At 58.5% G+C, this 18,443-nt stretch carries 10 protein-coding genes, 2 pseudogenes and 1 CRISPR repeat array; of the genes and pseudogenes, 9 read left to right on the top strand and 3 right to left on the bottom strand.

All coding sequences use genetic code 11. The features are described from left to right. Positions 1 to 21: 21 nt before the first annotated feature. The 3 genes and pseudogenes from F8A88_RS00925 to F8A88_RS00935 all read right to left on the bottom strand — a co-directional run bounded on the left by F8A88_RS00925 (position 22) and on the right by F8A88_RS00935 (position 4,750). Positions 22 to 621, bottom strand: coding sequence for an SET domain-containing protein (locus tag F8A88_RS00925; protein ID WP_151149061.1), 600 nt, complete (start codon positions 619 to 621; stop codon positions 22 to 24). A gap of 11 nt (positions 622 to 632) precedes the next feature. Further along, a complete protein-coding gene (locus F8A88_RS00930; protein WP_151149062.1) occupies positions 633 to 2,621 on the bottom strand; it encodes a GNAT family N-acetyltransferase in 1,989 nt (662 codons plus the stop codon). 1,162 nt (positions 2,622 to 3,783) lie between these two features. Continuing rightward, positions 3,784 to 4,750: pseudogene (locus F8A88_RS00935) on the bottom strand (IS110 family RNA-guided transposase). 137 nt (positions 4,751 to 4,887) lie between these two features. Between F8A88_RS00935 and cas3 the strand changes: the two are divergent. The 9 genes and pseudogenes from cas3 to F8A88_RS00980 all read left to right on the top strand — a co-directional run bounded on the left by cas3 (position 4,888) and on the right by F8A88_RS00980 (position 18,404). Further along, positions 4,888 to 7,509, top strand: coding sequence for a CRISPR-associated helicase Cas3' (cas3, locus tag F8A88_RS00940; protein ID WP_161598291.1), 2,622 nt, complete (start codon positions 4,888 to 4,890; stop codon positions 7,507 to 7,509). Positions 7,510 to 7,657: 148 nt separating this feature from the next. Beyond that, positions 7,658 to 9,229 carry a type I-E CRISPR-associated protein Cse1/CasA gene (gene casA, locus F8A88_RS00945; protein ID WP_151149064.1) on the top strand — a complete coding sequence of 524 codons (1,572 nt, stop codon included), beginning with the start codon at positions 7,658 to 7,660 and terminating at the stop codon, positions 9,227 to 9,229. Beyond that, entirely contained in the window at positions 9,226 to 9,729 is a 504-nt protein-coding gene (gene casB / locus F8A88_RS00950; RefSeq protein WP_151149065.1) for a type I-E CRISPR-associated protein Cse2/CasB, read from the top strand. The genes casA and casB overlap by 4 nt, the downstream gene beginning before the upstream one ends. Positions 9,730 to 9,741: 12 nt before the next feature. Further along, positions 9,742 to 10,857 (top strand): type I-E CRISPR-associated protein Cas7/Cse4/CasC, encoded by a 1,116-nt coding sequence (cas7e, locus tag F8A88_RS00955; protein ID WP_151149066.1) that lies wholly within the window; start codon positions 9,742 to 9,744, stop codon positions 10,855 to 10,857. A 5-nt stretch (positions 10,858 to 10,862) separates the two neighbouring features. Next, complete coding sequence (gene cas5e / locus F8A88_RS00960) at positions 10,863 to 11,627, top strand: type I-E CRISPR-associated protein Cas5/CasD (RefSeq protein WP_151149067.1); 765 nt, start codon at positions 10,863 to 10,865, stop codon at positions 11,625 to 11,627. After that, positions 11,614 to 12,270, top strand: a complete 657-nt coding sequence (gene cas6e, locus F8A88_RS00965; RefSeq protein WP_151149068.1) for a type I-E CRISPR-associated protein Cas6/Cse3/CasE — start codon at positions 11,614 to 11,616, stop codon at positions 12,268 to 12,270. The genes cas5e and cas6e overlap by 14 nt, the downstream gene beginning before the upstream one ends. Next, positions 12,270 to 13,181 carry a type I-E CRISPR-associated endonuclease Cas1e gene (gene cas1e / locus F8A88_RS00970; protein ID WP_151149069.1) on the top strand — a complete coding sequence of 304 codons (912 nt, stop codon included), beginning with the start codon at positions 12,270 to 12,272 and terminating at the stop codon, positions 13,179 to 13,181. Before cas6e ends, cas1e begins: the two co-directional genes overlap by 1 nt. After that, entirely contained in the window at positions 13,156 to 13,473 is a 318-nt protein-coding gene (cas2e, locus tag F8A88_RS00975; RefSeq protein ID WP_151149070.1) for a type I-E CRISPR-associated endoribonuclease Cas2e, read from the top strand. Before cas1e ends, cas2e begins: the two co-directional genes overlap by 26 nt. A 70-nt stretch (positions 13,474 to 13,543) precedes the next feature. After that, positions 13,544 to 17,110: direct repeats of the CRISPR family, unit length 29 nt; unit sequence GTGTTCCCCACGCCCGTGGGGATGAACCG. Positions 17,111 to 17,232: 122 nt separating this feature from the next. Next, positions 17,233 to 18,404 (top strand): annotated as a pseudogene (locus F8A88_RS00980) (IS3 family transposase). Positions 18,405 to 18,443 lie beyond the last annotated feature (39 nt).

Below are 18,443 nucleotides of genomic sequence, written 5' to 3' on the forward strand. Positions count from 1 at the left end.
AAAAACATATCCCCCCGACAGTCAGCCCTTTTTCGGGCGTCGCCATTTCAGGCTGCGGACCGAAGAATACGGGGTCGAACCTTGAAGAAGCCGCTGCAACCGCTCTTGCCGGTTTGGGGTCAGCAGGGGCCAGAGCGGCTGGTCCACGAGAGGAACGGCGTGCAGCGCCGCTTGTATCAGCTTGTCCCAGTCCTTTGCATGCACGTCGATATCGTCGAGGCGCAGTGCCTTGCGGCAGTTGTCGCAATGGCAAAAGAGTTCGTATGGCTCCTGAATGTTCAGCAATCCGTATTCCGTAGTTACCTCCTCTCCCGGGGCGATGTCCCGCACCGCGATTTCCAGATGGTAATCGGTCATCATGGTGTTGCTGTTGCAACTGTGATTCATGTACCGGGCGTGGTCCCAACTCAGGACAAGGTTGCCGTGTTTGTCATGGTAGAAATAGGTTTCCATGAAGGAACGCATGGGCTCGGCCATGTGTTGGAATTCCGTTTGCGTCAGGCAGGTGTCGACTTGGTCCCTGACCACGACGATGGTGCCTTTGGGGATGCAATGGGTGGCGAACACGCCGATGCCGATTTCCGGCGACACGGTTTTGATGACCGTATTTGGATGGATCATGGCAAACTCCGTCAGTACAGGTAGCGAATCTGATGTCGTTCGGTTTCAATGCGGTTGTACAGTGAACGCATGATGCGCTCATAGAGTTCGTCCCCCAGAAACATGTCTTCGACTCCGTCATCCACATTGGGGTTGTCGTTCACTTCGATGACGTATGCCTTGCCGTTTATTTCCTTGATATCCACGCCATAGAAGCCGTTCCCAATGAGCGACGATGCGTTTGCCGCGGCCTTGAGGACGTGGGCGGGGACCTGGTTTACCGACAATGTTTCATGCCTGCCGCTGAATTCTCCGCTCTCCCCCGGTTGCCAGTTGTATATCTGCCAATGGTTGTCGGCCATGTAGTATTTGCAGGCGAAAAGAGGCGTGTTGTCCAGAAGCCCGATGCGCCAATCATAATCGGAGGTTAAAAATTCCTGGGCGATAACGAGCTCGGTTTTTGTGAACATCTGCCGCAGCTTCTGCTCCAACTCCTCATGGGAATCCACCCGGAACACGCCAAGGGAAAACGAGCTTTCAGGAAGCTTGAGAACCAGCGGGATCGGAAGGGAACGCAGATAGGATGGCGTGCATAACGGATGTGTCAGCAGCCAACCCTTTGGCTGGCAGATGCCGGCGCCTGTCAGCTTTTCATGGAGATAGACCTTGTTGGAGCACAGCATGATGGACCAAGGGTCGTCCACCACCACAAGACCTTCCGTATATGCGTGGCGGGCCATGGCGTACGTGTGGTTGTCCATGGCCGTTGTTTCCCGAATGAACAGCGCGTCGAATTCGCAGATGCGATGGCGGTCCGCCCGGGTTATGAATTCCACGAAAAAGCCGATTTTTTCCGCTGCCTTCCGAAATTTATCCAGGGCGACGGGGCAGGAGGGAGGCGTGGGTTCCTCGCTGTTCACCAATATGGCCAAATCATATTCATACCGCTTCAGACGTTGGCGATTGTAGCGTTTTTTTGCACAATACTGGTGCAGGGCCGTTTGCAGCAACTTTGGGTGAGACGCTGCAACCTGTTTTATTTTCAGGGGTTTTATTTTTTTGACTTTCCATGTTGTGTGCTTTTCCAAGGTGATCGTGAAAAACGGTATGGAAAACAGGAGGAACAGCTTTTTCACCAAGCGTTTGTAGCGGGAGTCCGGGGTCATGCCCAATATGCAGGTCAGTTGTATGTGGGAATCGGGCGTGGATGAAAACCGGCTTTGCATATCCTCACGGATTTCATCCAAAAGACTTTGCGCCACAAGAGGGGTGCTGGCGTCTTTCATGGCCATTACTGAAGGGGTTACCCGATGGTTGCGAGCCGAGGCCAGCAGGGAAACATAATATCCCAACGAGTGGGTTTTGTAGGAATTGCACAGGTTCAGCACATGGAAGCTGTTTGAATTGGCATAATGCGTATCCGAAAGGTACTCCGTGGCTGCAACGAATTTGATACCCGGAGCGATTTTGCCGGCCACGTTCGGTTCATCCACCACAAGCACAACCCGTTCTGTGTCGCCGTTTTTTCCTGAAAGCAGCAGAACCATGCGCAAGGCGTGTTCCCCGGTTCCGTAGTAATCCTTCAGGGGGTGCGAGGATTCGAAACCGAAACGTTGGTACCACGCGGCGAGTCGAACGTTTGTGGCATCGACCTCCAGCGAAATTCTCTCGTAGCCGTGGCTGCAGGCAAAGTCGAGCACACGATTGAGCAATGCCGATCCGATGCCGGACTTTCTGCGGTCCTCGAGGACTGCGAACGAATATATGCGCAACGTTTGTTTGAAGAGAAACAAGACGGCCGCACCTATCGGGGTGCATTTTTTTTGTGCCTTGCTTTCCACAATGACCACCAGCTGGCTGGAACTGGTGATGCTCCGGCGAAGACTATGGCGCGAGCTTTGCCGGCGCTGGGGGAAACTGGTTTGTTCGAGCGTCAGAAGAAAGGGCAGGTCCTCGGGAAGAGCCTCCCGGAAGACCAGGTTTTCGGGCACGAGAGTGCTTCTCTCGAATACGGGACGCATGTACGCCTCCAAGGGTATCCCTCATCCGTCACGGGCATGTGCGATTGAAGATGCGCAAGCTCATAATCCCAAGGCCTCCCCCGGTAAACAAAAAAAATGGGGCAGATGCTTTTTTTGTTGTTCCATCCGAAGAAACGCACGTTTGTCGTGTTTTTTTATTTGCTCACTTCCAATGGCATCCGTGCGCTTTGCGCTGCCGCCCTTGGCCGTTTCAGTTTGCCGGAACCGCGTCCGTCCTTGATCCATCGCTGGAACGCAACCACTTGGAGAGTTGTCTTTTTGCCATAAAAAAAACCGCCCCCGGTCAGTACTGACCGGGGGCGGTTTCACTAAATAACTTTATTACTCTCCCACAGCAACTGTGGGCTGACAATAAAGTTGTTAACTCGACGACTAGCAAATCATTGTTTCTCCGTACCTCAAAATGCAAACGTAACAATAAAGTTGTTAACTATCTTGCCGTTTTGAAAATGGTGGTGATATTTTTTGAACAATAAAGTTGTTAACTTAAAAGATTGTACGCGTCTGAGCCTGCGCAAAGAACGACCACGTTTTACTCTTGGGGGATACCCTGCAAGAGCAAAATTGGGAAAGGCTGCATAGACTTTACTTTTCAGAGTTCATTGAAGGGGGATTACCTTCCCTGCAAATTCTACTACGACCAAGTTTCTTGGCTCCTTGCTTCATTGGGAAACCTGATTGGGATGCACGCCATGCCTTGCTGGCAAGCTTGGACAGTATGTTTCCCAGACGGGGCATTAAGGGCGATTCTGGCTTTGAATTCGGGAGTAAGCTTTCCTTTTTTCTAAGAGATCAATAGCCTCCTTAGGCCTGTTTGCGTCCACGTTGCCAGTTTGTCAGGTTTTTCGAGGCCATATATGGACCCGCCCCGATGGCAAGAGATTTCTTTAAGCAAACCAAAATCAGATGCAGTCATATATCCGGCCTGTGTATGAGCTGTTTATTGCTCTGGCCTTGATGGGAATTCGCGCTTCTGGACCTCATCACTTCTGCGGCCTTTAAGACCTGTGGCCTCGCCAGGTTTTCCAAAAGCCGGTCTGACCTGTTTGCCATCAGTCATCCCTTGGGCATCTTCATAGAAACTGAAATTTGAACGGAGTCATGCCGCTTGTTTATATTTCTCGCCGGTTACCAAGACGGCCTACGCTATTCGGGCGGTTTTATTCGCTTGTGCCAAGGTCGCTTTCATTGTTCCCCGACGGTTTTCAGTAGCCGCAAGCCATCGACTCCGAGAATCATCCTTATCTTGGCAGCGGAAAACAACACTTCGAGCTCCGTGGACGACTAGCTTTCTGAGATAGCTACTGATCCCCAGAAGTTTGTCTTTACCTCCAGAGGAATGCTGTCGAGGCGTGAGGCCGATCCAAGCCGCAAGCTGTCTTCCATTTTTAAATGTCGTTGCATCACCTACCGATGACACCAAGGCCGTTGCCGTCAGCAGACCAATGCCGGGAATTGTGAGCAATCTCTGGCATTCAAGTGATTGTCCGCACAGAGCTTTCAACTGTACTTCCAGCTTGAGTATTCGTTCCTCCAACTCCGCAAATTCTGCGTAAAGATTAGATAAGTAGTCACGTTCAATCAGGGTCAAGCGATTGGATGTATCTTCAAATATTTCGAGCAATAACCTTCTGATCTTGGCCACCACCTTGGGGGATAGCAATGCCGGATTCAAGCAAAAGTCCTCTAACCTGATTGGTCAAACTCGTCCTATTTCTGATCAAGCGTTCCCTGATTAGATGGATGGCTTGCAGGTTCAGCTGCTCTTGGCTTTTCGTAGGAATAAATCGCATATTGGGGCGGGTGACGGCTTCGCAAGCGGCCTCCGTATCATTTGCGTCATTTTTGTTCGTTTTGACATAATGCTTCACATACTGCGGGGGCATCTGGCGGACCTCATGCCCAAATTTTTCCAATTCACGAGCCCAGTAATGAGATTCACAGCAAGCTTCGATGCCAATGATGCATGGGCCAATATTAGCAAGAAAAGGCAATACTTTGCTCCGGGGAAGCCGTTTCCTTAACACGACCTTGCCCGTGGCATTGACCCCATGAAGCTGAAAGACATTTTTTGCCAGATCAATGCCGATAGTGGTAGGTTTTTCCATTGGACCCGTCCTTCACGTTTGAGCTTGTGCTTCATGCACAAGCTTGGTGGCAGCCTAGGCTAACCCCGATGAAAAGCCAAAGAGCTTATCAAGGGGCGGGTCCATCCCATTACTTCTGTCATAGAGGGAAGGATCGCGTGCAATACGATTATTGGGGAAAGACGTTTTTGGACGGGGACTGGCATCATCTGGGGCATCATTGTCTGGACGTTGCGGCCGTGGCCGAACGGCTGTTGGACACGAACCCGGTGTGGTCGGCCCGCATGGTGGATCTTGCGCCTATGCCATCCGTCCATGCGCGTTCCTTGCTTCTTTTTCTTGCCGCGTGCCATGATCTGGGCAAGTTCCATCCTGGCTTTCAGCGTTTGACCCCGTTGGGTGAAAAGTTTGGACACCGTCGCGGCGGGTATGCGCACCATCATACGGAATACGGGCTTGCCTTTTGGGAAAAATTATGGCCGTGGGACTATCTTGACCTGCCGGACGAGTATTCCCTGAAACCGTTGCTGACGGCCGCATTCTGCCATCACGGTTCCCCCCGCGGCATCTGCGATTTGGGGCATTCCACGTTTTCCGTGGAGGCCGACGCCGAAGCGTTCGTGCGCGAGATGGCGGCGCGTTTCCTTTGCGAATCATATGAACAGTTCCGGGAGGCGGAGCTTGAGCCGTTGTCGTGGTTCGCGGCCGGGCTGATCATCCTTGCGGACTGGATCGGCTCCAACGAGCATTGGTTCAAGCCCGTTTCCAGGTGGGACGGTTTTGAAGCCTATTGGCCCGCCGCGCAGGGGCGGGCTGCCGATGCCGTGGCAGCGCTCGGGCTGGCCGGGGCGCGCGCCACGGATACCTGCGGATTCGCGGACCTGCTGCCCCATTTGAAGGGGTGCGCGCCAAGCCACATGCAGCAGGCTGTTCTGGACCTGCCGGAACCGGCCGGGCCGGAAATGCTCATCATCGAGGACCTGACCGGCGGGGGCAAAACCGAGGCGGCCCTGCTGGCCGCGCACCGCTCCATGCGCTTTGGTCTTGCCTCGGGCCTGTACGTGGGGCTGCCCACCATGGCCACTGCCAACGCCATGTACGAACGCCTCGCCCGGGGATACCGGGCCTTGTTCGATCAGGATATTTTTTTCGCCCTCGCGCACGGCGGCACCTTTCTCAATGAAACATACATGTCCGGCCTTGGCGCGCGCCAAGGGGCGGACAACGACGAGGGAGCCGCGGTCAGCGCCCACTGGCTGGCGGACAGCCGCAAGAAAGCCCTGCTGGCGGCGTGCGGCGTGGGCACCATTGATCAGGCCTTGCTGGGCGTGCTCGGGGCCAAACATCAGTCCCTGCGGCTGTTGGGCCTGTGCCGCTCCGTGCTGGTGGTGGACGAGGTGCATTCCTATGACGTTTACACCGGCGAACTGCTGGCGAACCTGCTGCGATTCCATGCCGCCATGGGCGGCAGTGCCGTGCTGCTCTCGGCCACCATGACGGATGAGTTGCGTCGGAGTCTGGCCGGGGCATGGCGCAATGGCCGCACCCTTGCCGGGAAAAGCGTGCCGGAATTCGAACAGGACGCGGACCCGTTTTCCGTGCCCTTTCCGCTCATGACCCGGCTGACGGACGAGAAAAGCGAATCCATGCTCGTGGCCACGCGCCGGGCGCTGAACGTGGTCGTGGATTCGGTGCATGACGAATCCGGCATGTTCGATACCTTGCGCCGGGCTTTCAAGGCCGGGGCCTGCGCCTGCTGGATTCGCAATACCGTGGCGGACGTGCTGGATGCGGCGCGGTTGCTGGTGGAGGAGTATGGCCTGCCCGCCGACAGGGTGCTGGTGTTTCATTCCCGGTTCACGGGCGCGGACAGGGCCGATATCGAACGGGATGTCTTGCACCTGTTCGGCAAGGAAAGCGTTGCGTCCGACCGGGCCGGTAAAATTCTGATCGCTTCACAGGTGGTAGAGCAGTCCCTTGATTTGGATTTTGATGTTTTGCTGAGCGATCTCGCGCCCATGGAGTTGATGATCCAGCGGGCCGGACGGTGCCACAGGCACGAGCGTTCGCGCCCGGTCGGCTATGAAACCGCAGTGATGCGGGTGCTCATGCCCGAACCGGGGGACGATGCGCCCGGAGACTGGTACGGAGCCATGTTCGAAAAGGGGCAGTACGTGTATCCGCGTCCGGCCGTGTTGTGGCGCACGGCCCGACTTTTGTGCACCAAGGGGGCCATCGTGTTGCCACGCGACGCGCGGGAACTGGTGGAGGGCGCTTATGGGGACGGCGTTCTATGTGCCCCGCAAAGTATGGACGGCCGGGAAATGGACGCCTTTGGCAAGGAATGCGCGGACAAGGCCGTGGCCTGTTTCGGTTCCCTTGATTTTTCCGGGGGCTATTCGCTGGAGGGTTCCCCATGGGGCGACGACGTGGCTGCCCCCACTCGATTGGGCGAGCCGGGCCATGGCCTGCGGCTGCTGCGCGTGGAGGATGACGGCGTGCGCCTGTGGTCTGACGACGGCAAGGGCGTGACCATGGACAACTGCGTGCGTTCCGAGGTGCGTGTAGCCGTGCGCCTGCTTTCGTCCGCCCATGTCCCGGAATCCTGCGCCGGAGCCGTGTCTTCGCTCATGGAGTCCATGCCGGACAAGGGCAGGTGGTGCGTCTACCTGCCCCTGCGCGAAATTTCGCCCGGCGTGTGGTCCGGTTCCGGGGAGGACGGCAGGGGCGTGGCCAGAAACGTCCGCTATGACCGGCGGTGCGGTCTGGTTGTTGACTGATTGCATCCCCCTACCGTTGGTGTTTTTTTGCGATAACGGTATCATTGCTTTATTATAGTCGAGTCCGCTGATCCATTTTATATAAGGGTGGTCAGCGGGCTTATTTTTTGTATATGGTATCGTATTCCAAATATATATGGAGAAAGCCATGAAATACAATTTATTGGATGAGCCGTGGCTGCCCGCGCTTTTTGGCGACGGGCGGACCGAATGGATACGGCCTTGGGAAATCGTGGGCGATGATCCGCCCGTGGGCCTGAATCCGCAACGTGCGGATTTTCGGGCCGCGCTCATGGAATTCCTCGTGGGCCTGTTGCAGACCGCGTTTGCGCCTGCGGACATACGCGCCCGGGACCGCATGCTCGACTCCCCGCCGGGACAAGAGGCACTTCGTGAGGCCTTTGAGGCCCACCGGGAATTCTTCAATCTCTTTGGCGAGCGGCCACGGTTCATGCAGGATCTGACCATGAATGAAGCGGACAAGCCGAAGCTTAATAAGGCTGCATTTTTGTTTATTGAGCAACCCGGCGATAATACAGAAAAGAAAAATAAAGATTTGTTTGTTAAAAGAGGGCTAATTAAAACTCTTTGTCCAGCCTGCGCTGCATCGGCCTTGTACACCATGCAAGTGTTTTCTCCCGCTGGGGGAAGAGGCCTTCGCACGTCCATGCGCGGGGGAGGACCGCTTTCGACCCTGTGCGCGGGAGATACCCTGTGGCAAAGCCTGTGGTTGAACGTGGCTCCGGCCAATGTCAGGCAGGGGGGCATCGAACCCGCTTCGGGCAGGGAGGTGCTCGCTTCCCGCGTGTATGCATGGGCCGCGCCCACGCGCACCAGCGACAAAAACGAACAGGTGCACCCGCAGGACATGCATCCCTTGCACGCGTTCTGGGGCATGCCCCGGCGCATTGTGCTGCGTGAGGAAGCGGCCCAAGGGCCGTGTCATGTCTGCGGCAGGGAACATGAACTGGCCGTGCGCGAGTTCCTTTCCCGGCCCAACGGATACAACTACGGCCCGGAATGGGTGCATCCGCTCACGCCCTACACCATGGAACAGGGCAAACCGCCCCTGTCCATCAAGGGTCGCAGCAACATCGATGCCTACAGCAATTGGCTGGGCGTGGTCTATGGCGAGCCGAACGCCAAGCGGCACATGCACGCGGCCCTATGCGTGCACAATGCCGGGAGGCGCGGCGGCCGGATCGGCGTGGCCGGGTATGACATGGCTAATGATAAGGCCCGGCAATGGTGCGAGCATGTCTTCCCTTCCTTTGCCCTGCTCGGGGACGAAGCGACCTTCGGCGCGGAGGTGCGCGGCATGGTGGCCGCTGCGGATCAGGTGCGGCGCAACCTGCTGGGCGCGCTCAAGGACGCGCTGGTGCACGAGGCCGGAAAGAATCAGGCCAAGACCGACATGAGCCTTTTCGAGAACGCCAACAACATGTTCTGGGGCCGTACCGAAGCGACGTTTTATGACAACGCGGCCCGCCTTGCCGCCTTGCCGGATCGCAACGCTAGCCTGTCCGAACGGGACGAACTGCGTCTTGTGTGGGGCAGGGTGCTGCTGGCCGAGTCCTCGAAGTTGTTCGAGGAAATCGCCGAACGGTTCGGCATCCCGCCGGAGCGCATGGAGCGCTGCGTGGAAGCGCACAGGCGCATGAAGAATTACAATATCAAGCATTTGCGCGGCATGGAAATGTATCCGCCCAGGGAGGCATGATGAAATTGGATCAGGCATTCAATGACGACGGCTTCTGGAAGGCCGTGGAATCGTGGTGGCATGGTCTGGACAAGGACCGTGGCCAGCGGGCCGGTCTGCGCCGGGCCAAAAGCCGCACCGAGGTGTATGTGTCCCCGGCCTATCGCAACGGGCTGGTGGAGAAATTGGCTCGGTTCGAACTGGACGAGCCCGATCTGGAGCGGCTGGCCCTTGCGGCCGGTGTGCTGGCCAAGGCCCGGCATTTGCGCAAGGGGCATTTCGCCGCCGTGTTCGCCCGGGAGGGCAAGGGCTCCCCGGACATGCGCGACGTGCGTTTCCGCAAGCTGCTGGCCGTGGAGGACGGCGAATACGACGAACTGTACCGCATGTTGGTGCGGTTCGTGGACATGTGCGGCGGCGCGGCCAGCCTCGGCGGGCTGATCCGGCATACCATGTACTGGAACGATCAGGCCCGCATGAACTGGGCCCGGGAATACTACCCCAACCGAAGCAAAGCATAAGGAGATCATATCATGTCCCGTTTCATTCAACTGCACGTTTTGACCACGTATCCGGCCAGCAACCTGAACCGCGACGACCTCGGACGCCCCAAGACCGTGAAGATGGGCGGCTGCCAGCGGCTGCGCGTTTCCTCCCAGAGCCTGAAACGCGCATGGCGTACCTCGGAACACATCTCGGGCGCGCTGGGCGATCATTTCGGCAAGCGCACCAAGGAAGTCGGCAAGTACGCGTATTTCGCCCTGACTAACGGCGTGACCTTTGCGGAAAGCATGGAAGATATTGCGGCAACGGGCGGGCTCGCGACCCTGAAGCAGGCGGCTGCCGCCAAGATCGCGCGGGCTGTGGCGGGCGTGTTCGCCAAGAACAAGGCCGAATACAAGGCCAAGGCGGACGCCTTTGTGGAAAAGGATTTTCTCGAATCCCTCGAAACCGAGCAGATGGCCCACCTGAACCCCGTGGAACTGGCGGCCGTGGGCAAGTTGGTGGAGGCCTGCCGCGAGACCGGCAAGGAGCCGGAAAAGGAAGCGCTGGATCTTTTGCGCGGTGAAGCCAACGCCGTGGACGTGGCCATGTTCGGCCGCATGCTGGCCAGCCGTCCGGAATACAACGTGGAGGCCGCCGTGCAGGTGGCGCACGCCATGACCGTTCACAAGGGCGTTGTGGAGGACGATTTCTTCACCGCCGTGGACGACCTGAACCGTGACGACGCCGGGGCCGGGCACATGGGTGTGGCCGAGTTCGGCGCGGGCCTGTTCTATCTGTACGTGTGCGTGGACCGCGACCTGCTGCTGGAAAACCTCGGCGGCGATGAAGACCTTTGCAACCGCACCCTCGGGGCGCTGGCACGGGCTGTGTACACGGTCAGTCCTTCGGGCAAGCAGAACAGCTTCGCTTCCCGCGCCGTGGCTTCCTATTGCGTGGCGGAAAAGGGCGACGCCCATGCTCGTACCCTTGCCGAGGCGTTCCTCAAGCCCGTGAACGGCGAGGACATGCTTGCGGATGCCCTTGCCGCGCTCGAATCCAAACGCGAGAGCTTCAACGCCATATTGGGCGAGGAGGCCGCGTCCATGGTTTGCGGCCATGGCCGGAAAACCTTGAAAGACCTTTGCGACTTCATCACGGAGTAGGGGCCATGAGGAAATATCTTGTCTTTACCCTCCGGGGCCCCATGCAGAGCTGGGGTACGGCCTCGGCCGTTGGCGAGGTTCGCGCCTCGGCCGGGCGGCCCGGGCGTTCCGGGGTGATGGGGCTGGTGGCGGCCGCGCTGGGCATCCGGCGCAATGACCCGGACGCCCTTGAAATCCTGCACGGCGCGGCGCGCATTGCCGTACGCGCGGACGCCTCGGGCGAACGGATGATCGACTACCACACGGTGCAGACGCCCCCTTCCGTGCGCAAGGTGACGTACCATACGCGGCGCGACGAGCTGGTGAACAAGGTTTGCAAGGAGCAGCTTTCCACCATCCTTTCCCGGCGCGAGTACCTTGCCGGGGCCGCGTTCACGGTGTGCGTGTGGCTGGAGGCGGATGCCGGATACGGCGTGGACGACATGCGGGACGCGCTGGCCCGGCCACGGCTGGCACTCTATCTCGGCAGGAAGTCCTGCCCGCCGGGTTTTCCCCTGCTGCCGGAAATCGTGCCTGCGGATAACGTTGCCGGGGCCTTTGAGCGCTATGACGAAATGCGTGGTGAACGCTGCCTCAATGCTGGCCCTTTGTTCACGGGCTCGCAGGTGTGGTCCGATGCCGGGCATGGCGTGCCCGGCGTGGAAGAGCGTTCCACGGTGTATTCCGTGCGCGACGTGCTGACCAACTCGGCCCGGCGGCAGTTCGCCATGCGGCAGGAGCACCATTTCACCCTGCGTCGGAACCCGGAGGTGGAACATGTTCATGAGTAAAATCCGGCTGGACATGGCCCGGTCTTCGCATCTGGGCGTGTACGAGGCGCATCAGGCGCTTTGGAAGCTCTTTTCGGATTCCCCTGACCGGCGGAGGGACTTTCTGTATCGCCGTCTGGACGACTCCTCGTTTCTGACCGTTTCCGAGCGGCGTCCCGAGGATTTGCCCTTTGTGCGCAGGATGGAAGTGAAGGAATACGAACCGAAACTGGCGAACGGCGACAGGGTCTTGTTTTCCCTGCGCTTCAATCCCGTGATCAAGCGGCGGGAACCTTCGTCCGACGGCAGGCGCGGGCGTCAGGTCCGGGTGGACATGGTGCAGGACGAGCGCAAGCGTCTCATGCGCGAGGGTCTGGAAATGCCGTCGCGTTCGGAAATCGCCCAGGGCGTTGCCGAACAGTGGCTTGAAAAACGACAGCAGACTTTGGGCCTGACACTGGAAAAGGAGACCGTCATGGCGGAAGCCTACGACCAGAGCCGTTTCGGGCACAGGGGCGGCAGCAAGGCCGTGGTGCTTTCGCGCATTGACGCGCGCGGGTTCGCTACGGTTGCCGATGCCGGACTGCTGGAAAAGGCCCTTTTTCAGGGCGTGGGCGCTGCCAAGGGCTTTGGCTTCGGGCTGTTGCTGGTAAGGCGGGCGTGATGCTGCCGAAGCTCAGCCCGTTGCCGCTGAAGGAGCGGTCCAGCATGGTCTTTCTGGAAAAAGGTCGGTTGGACGTGTTGGACGGCTCCTTTGTACTGGTGGATGTGGAAGGCGTGCGGGTGCATGTGCCGGTGGGCGGGGTGTGCTGCATCCTGCTGGAACCCGGCATACGCGTCTCGCACGCCGCAGTGACTCTTGCGGCCCGTTCCGGCACCCTGCTCGTGTGGGTGGGGGAGGCCGGTGTGCGGCTTTACGCCGCAGGGCAGCCCGGAGGCGCGCGCAGCGACAAGCTGCTCTGGCAGGCATCGCTCGCCCTTGACGATACCGCGCGGCTCAACGTGGTGCGCAGGATGTTTGAGATCCGCTTTGGCGGCAATGCCCCGGGCGGCCGCAGCGTGGAGCAATTGCGCGGCATGGAGGGCGCACGCGTGCGCGCCATGTATAAGCAGATGGCGAAGCTCTATCGCGTTGCATGGTCCGGGCGGCGCTACGACCCCGGGAGTTTTTCAAGCGGGGACGTACCGAACCAGTGCCTGAGCGCGGCCACGTCGTGCCTTTACGGAATCAGCGAGGCCGCCATCCTCGCGGCCGGGTATGCTCCGGCGATCGGTTTCCTGCATACGGGAAAACCCCGCTCGTTCGTGTATGACATTGCGGACCTTATCAAGTTCGAGACCGTTGTTCCGGCCGCGTTCGGCGTTGCCGCGGGCAAGCCCGTGGACCCGGAGCGCGAAACGCGTATTGCCTGCCGCGACATGTTTCGAAAAAAACGGGTGCTGAAACGCATTATCCCGTTGATAGAGGAGGTTCTGGCCGCCGGAGGCAAGAACATGCCCGAGCCCGCGCCCGAGGCTGCGGGTCCGGCTTTCGAGGAGGAGAAAGGCCATGGCGATGACGGTCATCGTGGTTGAGAGCGTTCCGCCGCGTTTGCGGGGGCGTCTTGCCGTCTGGATGCTGGAAATCCGCGCCGGGGTGTATGTGGGCGACCTGTCCTCGCGTACCCGCGAGATGGTCTGGTTCACCGTGCGGGAGGGAATTGCGGACGGCAACGGGGTGATGGCTTGGCAGAGCCGGACCGAGCAGGGCTATTCCTTTGAAACGCTGGGCGTCAACCGCCGGGTTCCCGTGGATTTTGACGGCATGGCGCTGGTCAGTTTTTTGCCATTGGAGGAGAAAGAAACAGAATGCAAGGATGGTGCCTGACAACGGCTAAAATCCCGGCTTTTTTGTTGTGGTAGTTTTGTGCTAAGAAATACAAATGGTTCTGGTTAGAGTGTTCCCCACGCCCGTGGGGATGAACCCTGTAGTATCCCGGCCCGAGGTTGTAGGCGGAAGTGTTCCCCACGCCCGTGGGGATGAACCGACATCGAACAAAAACGGCTTATGCGGTGGTTGGTGTTCCCCACGCCCGTGGGGATGAACCGCGGTTACAACTGCAACGCTGTTTGGATATGTGGTGTTCCCCACGCCCGTGGGGATGAACCGTCAAACGTGCTTACAGCCTGTGTTGCAACGTCGTGTTCCCCACGCCCGTGGGGATGAACCGATGTCAAGCAGGCCACTGCCGCGCTTGCGCGTGTGTTCCCCACGCCCGTGGGGATGAACCGGGTTCGAATTTCGACAACAGGCATAGGCTCTCGTGTTCCCCACGCCCGTGGGGATGAACCGGAACGGGTCGTCTTGGGATGCGCCGGCTTCCCGTGTTCCCCACGCCCGTGGGGATGAACCGTTTTTCACCGATGTCGACCACGCCCAGCAATTGTGTTCCCCACGCCCGTGGGGATGAACCGACGCGGATTTGCTTGACGAAGAGGCATGGCGCGTGTTCCCCACGCCCGTGGGGATGAACCGTGGCGCAAGATTGTCAACAGTCTCCCCGCTGAGTGTTCCCCACGCCCGTGGGGATGAACCGAATATGCAGAAATTTTACGAGGTGTTGCCCGGGTGTTCCCCACGCCCGTGGGGATGAACCGCGGTCTATCCTCAACAAAGAGCAGACCACGGGGTGTTCCCCACGCCCGTGGGGATGAACCGTGACAAACCGGGGGCGTTGGCAATGCTCAAGAGTGTTCCCCACGCCCGTGGGGATGAACCGAATCGTCAGCAAACCTTAGACTTTTTGCGTTGGTGTTCCCCACGCCCGTGGGGATGAACCGTACTCGGGCTTGGACTCCTTGTGCTGCGGAGAGTGTTCCCCACGCCCGTGGGGATGAACCGCTATGCGTGGCATTAAATCTGCCCTTAAGGACGTGTTCCCCACGCCCGTGGGGATGAACCGGCGCGAGGCAAGGCTCGTGCTATCGCCAAGAAGTGTTCCCCACGCCCGTGGGGATGAACCGCCCTCCATTTTTTGCGTCCAGCACGTCACCCTGTGTTCCCCACGCCCGTGGGGATGAACCGGCACAGAATCGTCTGGTCGCCAGACACGCACGGTGTTCCCCACGCCCGTGGGGATGAACCGTCCACGGCCAGAATGCGGTACAGGCCGTCGTCGTGTTCCCCACGCCCGTGGGGATGAACCGCGATTCATTGTCTTGCAACGGTGGCAGATGATGTGTTCCCCACGCCCGTGGGGATGAACCGTCGCGCCACAGGTAGGCGCAGCCGCCCCGTTCGTGTTCCCCACGCCCGTGGGGATGAACCGCCCAACACCGTCAATCACCCCGCGGAAGACGTGTGTTCCCCACGCCCGTGGGGATGAACCGCAGTAAACACCAACGAACAAAGGAGAGCAACAGTGTTCCCCACGCCCGTGGGGATGAACCGGGCAAGAGCTTGATTTTCTCATTGACAGGGGCGTGTTCCCCACGCCCGTGGGGATGAACCGCCCGCCCGCCGAAATGGTCGCCAGCGGTTCGCGTGTTCCCCACGCCCGTGGGGATGAACCGGGCTCGCAATTTCCGATGTTACACATGGTCGGGTGTTCCCCACGCCCGTGGGGATGAACCGAATCGTTTTGAACGGGGTTCCCGGTGACCATCGTGTTCCCCACGCCCGTGGGGATGAACCGTACTTCGTGCGCCGGGTGCAGCCTACATGCGCGTGTTCCCCACGCCCGTGGGGATGAACCGTACTTCGTGCGCCGGGTGCAGCCTACATGCGCGTGTTCCCCACGCCCGTGGGGATGAACCGCTCAAAAAGATGATTGAAGGCATCCGCATTGAGTGTTCCCCACGCCCGTGGGGATGAACCGGCTGCGTGCTTCTTTTGCCAGCAGTTCAACAAGTGTTCCCCACGCCCGTGGGGATGAACCGATGATCACGCGGGGCCGGGCCTCGGGTATCCAGTGTTCCCCACGCCCGTGGGGATGAACCGGGGAATATACCATATGCAAACTTGTGGTATATGTGTTCCCCACGCCCGTGGGGATGAACCGTGAGCAGGCACTTCTTGAATACTGGCAGCAAAGTGTTCCCCACGCCCGTGGGGATGAACCGAAACTGGCTGGTTCCTGCGTTCGGACATTATCGTGTTCCCCACGCCCGTGGGGATGAACCGAGCGTCTTCCATACTGCGCATAGAGCTTGTCAGTGTTCCCCACGCCCGTGGGGATGAACCGGAATGGACTCGTCCGCGCCAGCATAGTTCACAGTGTTCCCCACGCCCGTGGGGATGAACCGACAAGGACCGCCTGCGCGACTTGCTCGCACTGGTGTTCCCCACGCCCGTGGGGATGAACCGAAATTGTCTGCTCCGGGGTTTATGGCGTGGCTGTGTTCCCCACGCCCGTGGGGATGAACCGATGCCTTGACCTCACGCCGGACGGCCCGCATGGTGTTCCCCACGCCCGTGGGGATGAACCGGGGGCGTAGCATGGGCCTGACACCGAAATACAGTGTTCCCCACGCCCGTGGGGATGAACCAAACGGACTAAACGTTATTGATTACATGGAAAAGTGTTCCCCACGCCCGTGGGGATGAACCGGTCATATGGTACGAATTGTGGGTGTCGATGGGGTGTTCCCCACGCCCGTGGGGATGAACCGTCAGCTATGAATTCCATGGGGGTTGCCGCGATGTGTTCCCCACGCCCGTGGGGATGAACCGGTTGGCGGCGGGTTTGATCGTCCTGTCGGGGCGTGTTCCCCACGCCCGTGGGGATGAACCGATAACTCTTGTAATACTTCATATCCAACAACGGTGTTCCCCACGCCCGTGGGGATGAACCGAGCGTGGCTGGCGACTACTCAGATGGTTTTATGTGTTCCCCACGCCCGTGGGGATGAACCGCAGGAATTGGTGCGCACTGTGGTGCTGCTAAAGTGTTCCCCACGCCCGTGGGGATGAACCGACAACTTCTACAAAACGCCCACAATACTACGGGTGTTCCCCACGCCCGTGGGGATGAACCGTCACTGAAAATGCTGACGGCGTGGTTGATACTGTGTTCCCCACGCCCGTGGGGATGAACCGCTCTGCCGATGTTTCAGCATGTTGTTTGCCACGTGTTCCCCACGCCCGTGGGGATGAACCGGTTGGGGGTATGACGTTAAACATGACAGCTTGGTGTTCCCCACGCCCGTGGGGATGAACCGAGGATGAGCAATGAAGAATTTTGAGTGGTGTTGTGTTCCCCACGCCCGTGGGGATGAACCGCCCGAACCGATTGAGCCGCCTTCGTTCCTGAAGTGTTCCCCACGCCCGTGGGGATGAACCGGAGAAAGAAAAATGTCTACCGCCAACCGCACCGTGTTCCCCACGCCCGTGGGGATGAACCGCCTTTGTACTTCATCCGGGTGGCCCCAGAATCGTGTTCCCCACGCCCGTGGGGATGAACCGCCCCTTGTCGTCCTCCACCCGCTCCTCGCTGTGTGTTCCCCACGCCCGTGGGGATGAACCGTAGAAACATGGTAACATGGTAACATGGTAACATGGTAACGTGGTAACATGGTAACGAGAAGTGGCCTCGGAAAACTGGACCACTTGGCAAGGTGGACGTAAACAAGCCTAAGGAGGCTGTTGATGTCCAAGAAAAGAAGAAAGTTTACTGCCGAATTCAAAGCCCGAGTCGCCCTTGACGCCTTTTCTGGGGAACACACATTGTCCGAGCTTGCCAGCAAGTATGGAGTGCATCTCAATCAGATTTCTCAGTGGAAGAAACAGGCCAAGGAGCAGATTGTAGCGGGATTTGCCGGGAAAGCCCAAAAAGCGCAGCAAAGCGATGAGGCTCGGATCAAAGAGCTTCACGCCAAGATCGGCCAACTCACAGTGGAGAAGGATTTTTTGCAACAAGCCTTCGCAAAAATTTGAGCTATGTGCGAAGGCGAGAGGTGGTCGATAAGACTCACCCCGAGCTCAGTATCCGGCGGCAATGCCGGATTCTCAAGCTGCATCGATCGACGTACTACTACGAACCGATCGGCGAATCTCCGGCTAACCTGGCCCTCATGCGCCGAATCGATGAGTTGTTTATGGAATTGCCGTTTTTCGGTTCCAGATAGATGCGTAATATCCTACGAGATGAGGGGCAGCGGGTCGGTCGTGAACGGGTACGACGTCTGATGCGTAAAATGGGCCTGATGGCAATTTACCAAAAGCCAAAGACGAGCCACCCGCATCCGCAACATAAGACGTATCCGTGTTTGCTGCGACACAAGGCGATTACGAAGCCCAATCAGGTTTGGTGTGCCGACATCACGTATATCCCCATGAAACGCGGCTTCTTATACCTCGTAGCGATCATGGACTGGCACAGTCGGGCCGTCCTGTCGTGGAGGCTTTCAAACACGATGGATGTCGGTTTCTGCGTGTCTGCCTTGGAAGAAGCCCTGAATCGTTATGGGGTACCGGAAATCTTCAACACCGACCAGGGATCACAATTTACCAGCTACGAGTTTACACGGACACTTAGAGAGGCTGGAGTACGCATATCCATGGACGGTCGAGGCCGGTGGATGGATAACGTCATGATCGAACGTCTGTGGCGTTCGTTGAAATATGAATGTTCTTACCTACGGGAAATGGAGACCGGAAGCGAACTACGGCAGGCCTTGGCTTGGTGGTTCGATTTCTACAACAATCGACGTCCGCATTTTGCTTTTGACGGCAAGAAGCCGATGGAGATATATCAGAACCGTCCCATGCCAGAGGGGGTCCCCCTCTGGCATGGACCGAAAGAGCGGCGTAGCTCGTAAACGTGTCCACCTTAAAATCGTCGTTCAGTGGTCCGAAGA

It is taken from the genome of Pseudodesulfovibrio senegalensis, assembly GCF_008830225.1.
Lineage (GTDB): Bacteria > Desulfobacterota > Desulfovibrionia > Desulfovibrionales > Desulfovibrionaceae > Pseudodesulfovibrio > Pseudodesulfovibrio senegalensis.

Coding starts and splice junctions, on each gene's coding strand:
- F8A88_RS00925 (WP_151149061.1), bottom strand. CDS start 621: ATGATCCATCCAAATACGGTCATCAAAACCGTGTCGCCGGAAATCGGC.
- F8A88_RS00930 (WP_151149062.1), bottom strand. CDS start 2,621: ATGCGTCCCGTATTCGAGAGAAGCACTCTCGTGCCCGAAAACCTGGTC.
- casA (WP_151149064.1), top strand. CDS start 7,658: ATGAAATACAATTTATTGGATGAGCCGTGGCTGCCCGCGCTTTTTGGC.
- casB (WP_151149065.1), top strand. CDS start 9,226: ATGATGAAATTGGATCAGGCATTCAATGACGACGGCTTCTGGAAGGCC.
- cas7e (WP_151149066.1), top strand. CDS start 9,742: ATGTCCCGTTTCATTCAACTGCACGTTTTGACCACGTATCCGGCCAGC.
- cas5e (WP_151149067.1), top strand. CDS start 10,863: ATGAGGAAATATCTTGTCTTTACCCTCCGGGGCCCCATGCAGAGCTGG.
- cas6e (WP_151149068.1), top strand. CDS start 11,614: ATGTTCATGAGTAAAATCCGGCTGGACATGGCCCGGTCTTCGCATCTG.
- cas1e (WP_151149069.1), top strand. CDS start 12,270: ATGCTGCCGAAGCTCAGCCCGTTGCCGCTGAAGGAGCGGTCCAGCATG.
- cas2e (WP_151149070.1), top strand. CDS start 13,156: ATGGCGATGACGGTCATCGTGGTTGAGAGCGTTCCGCCGCGTTTGCGG.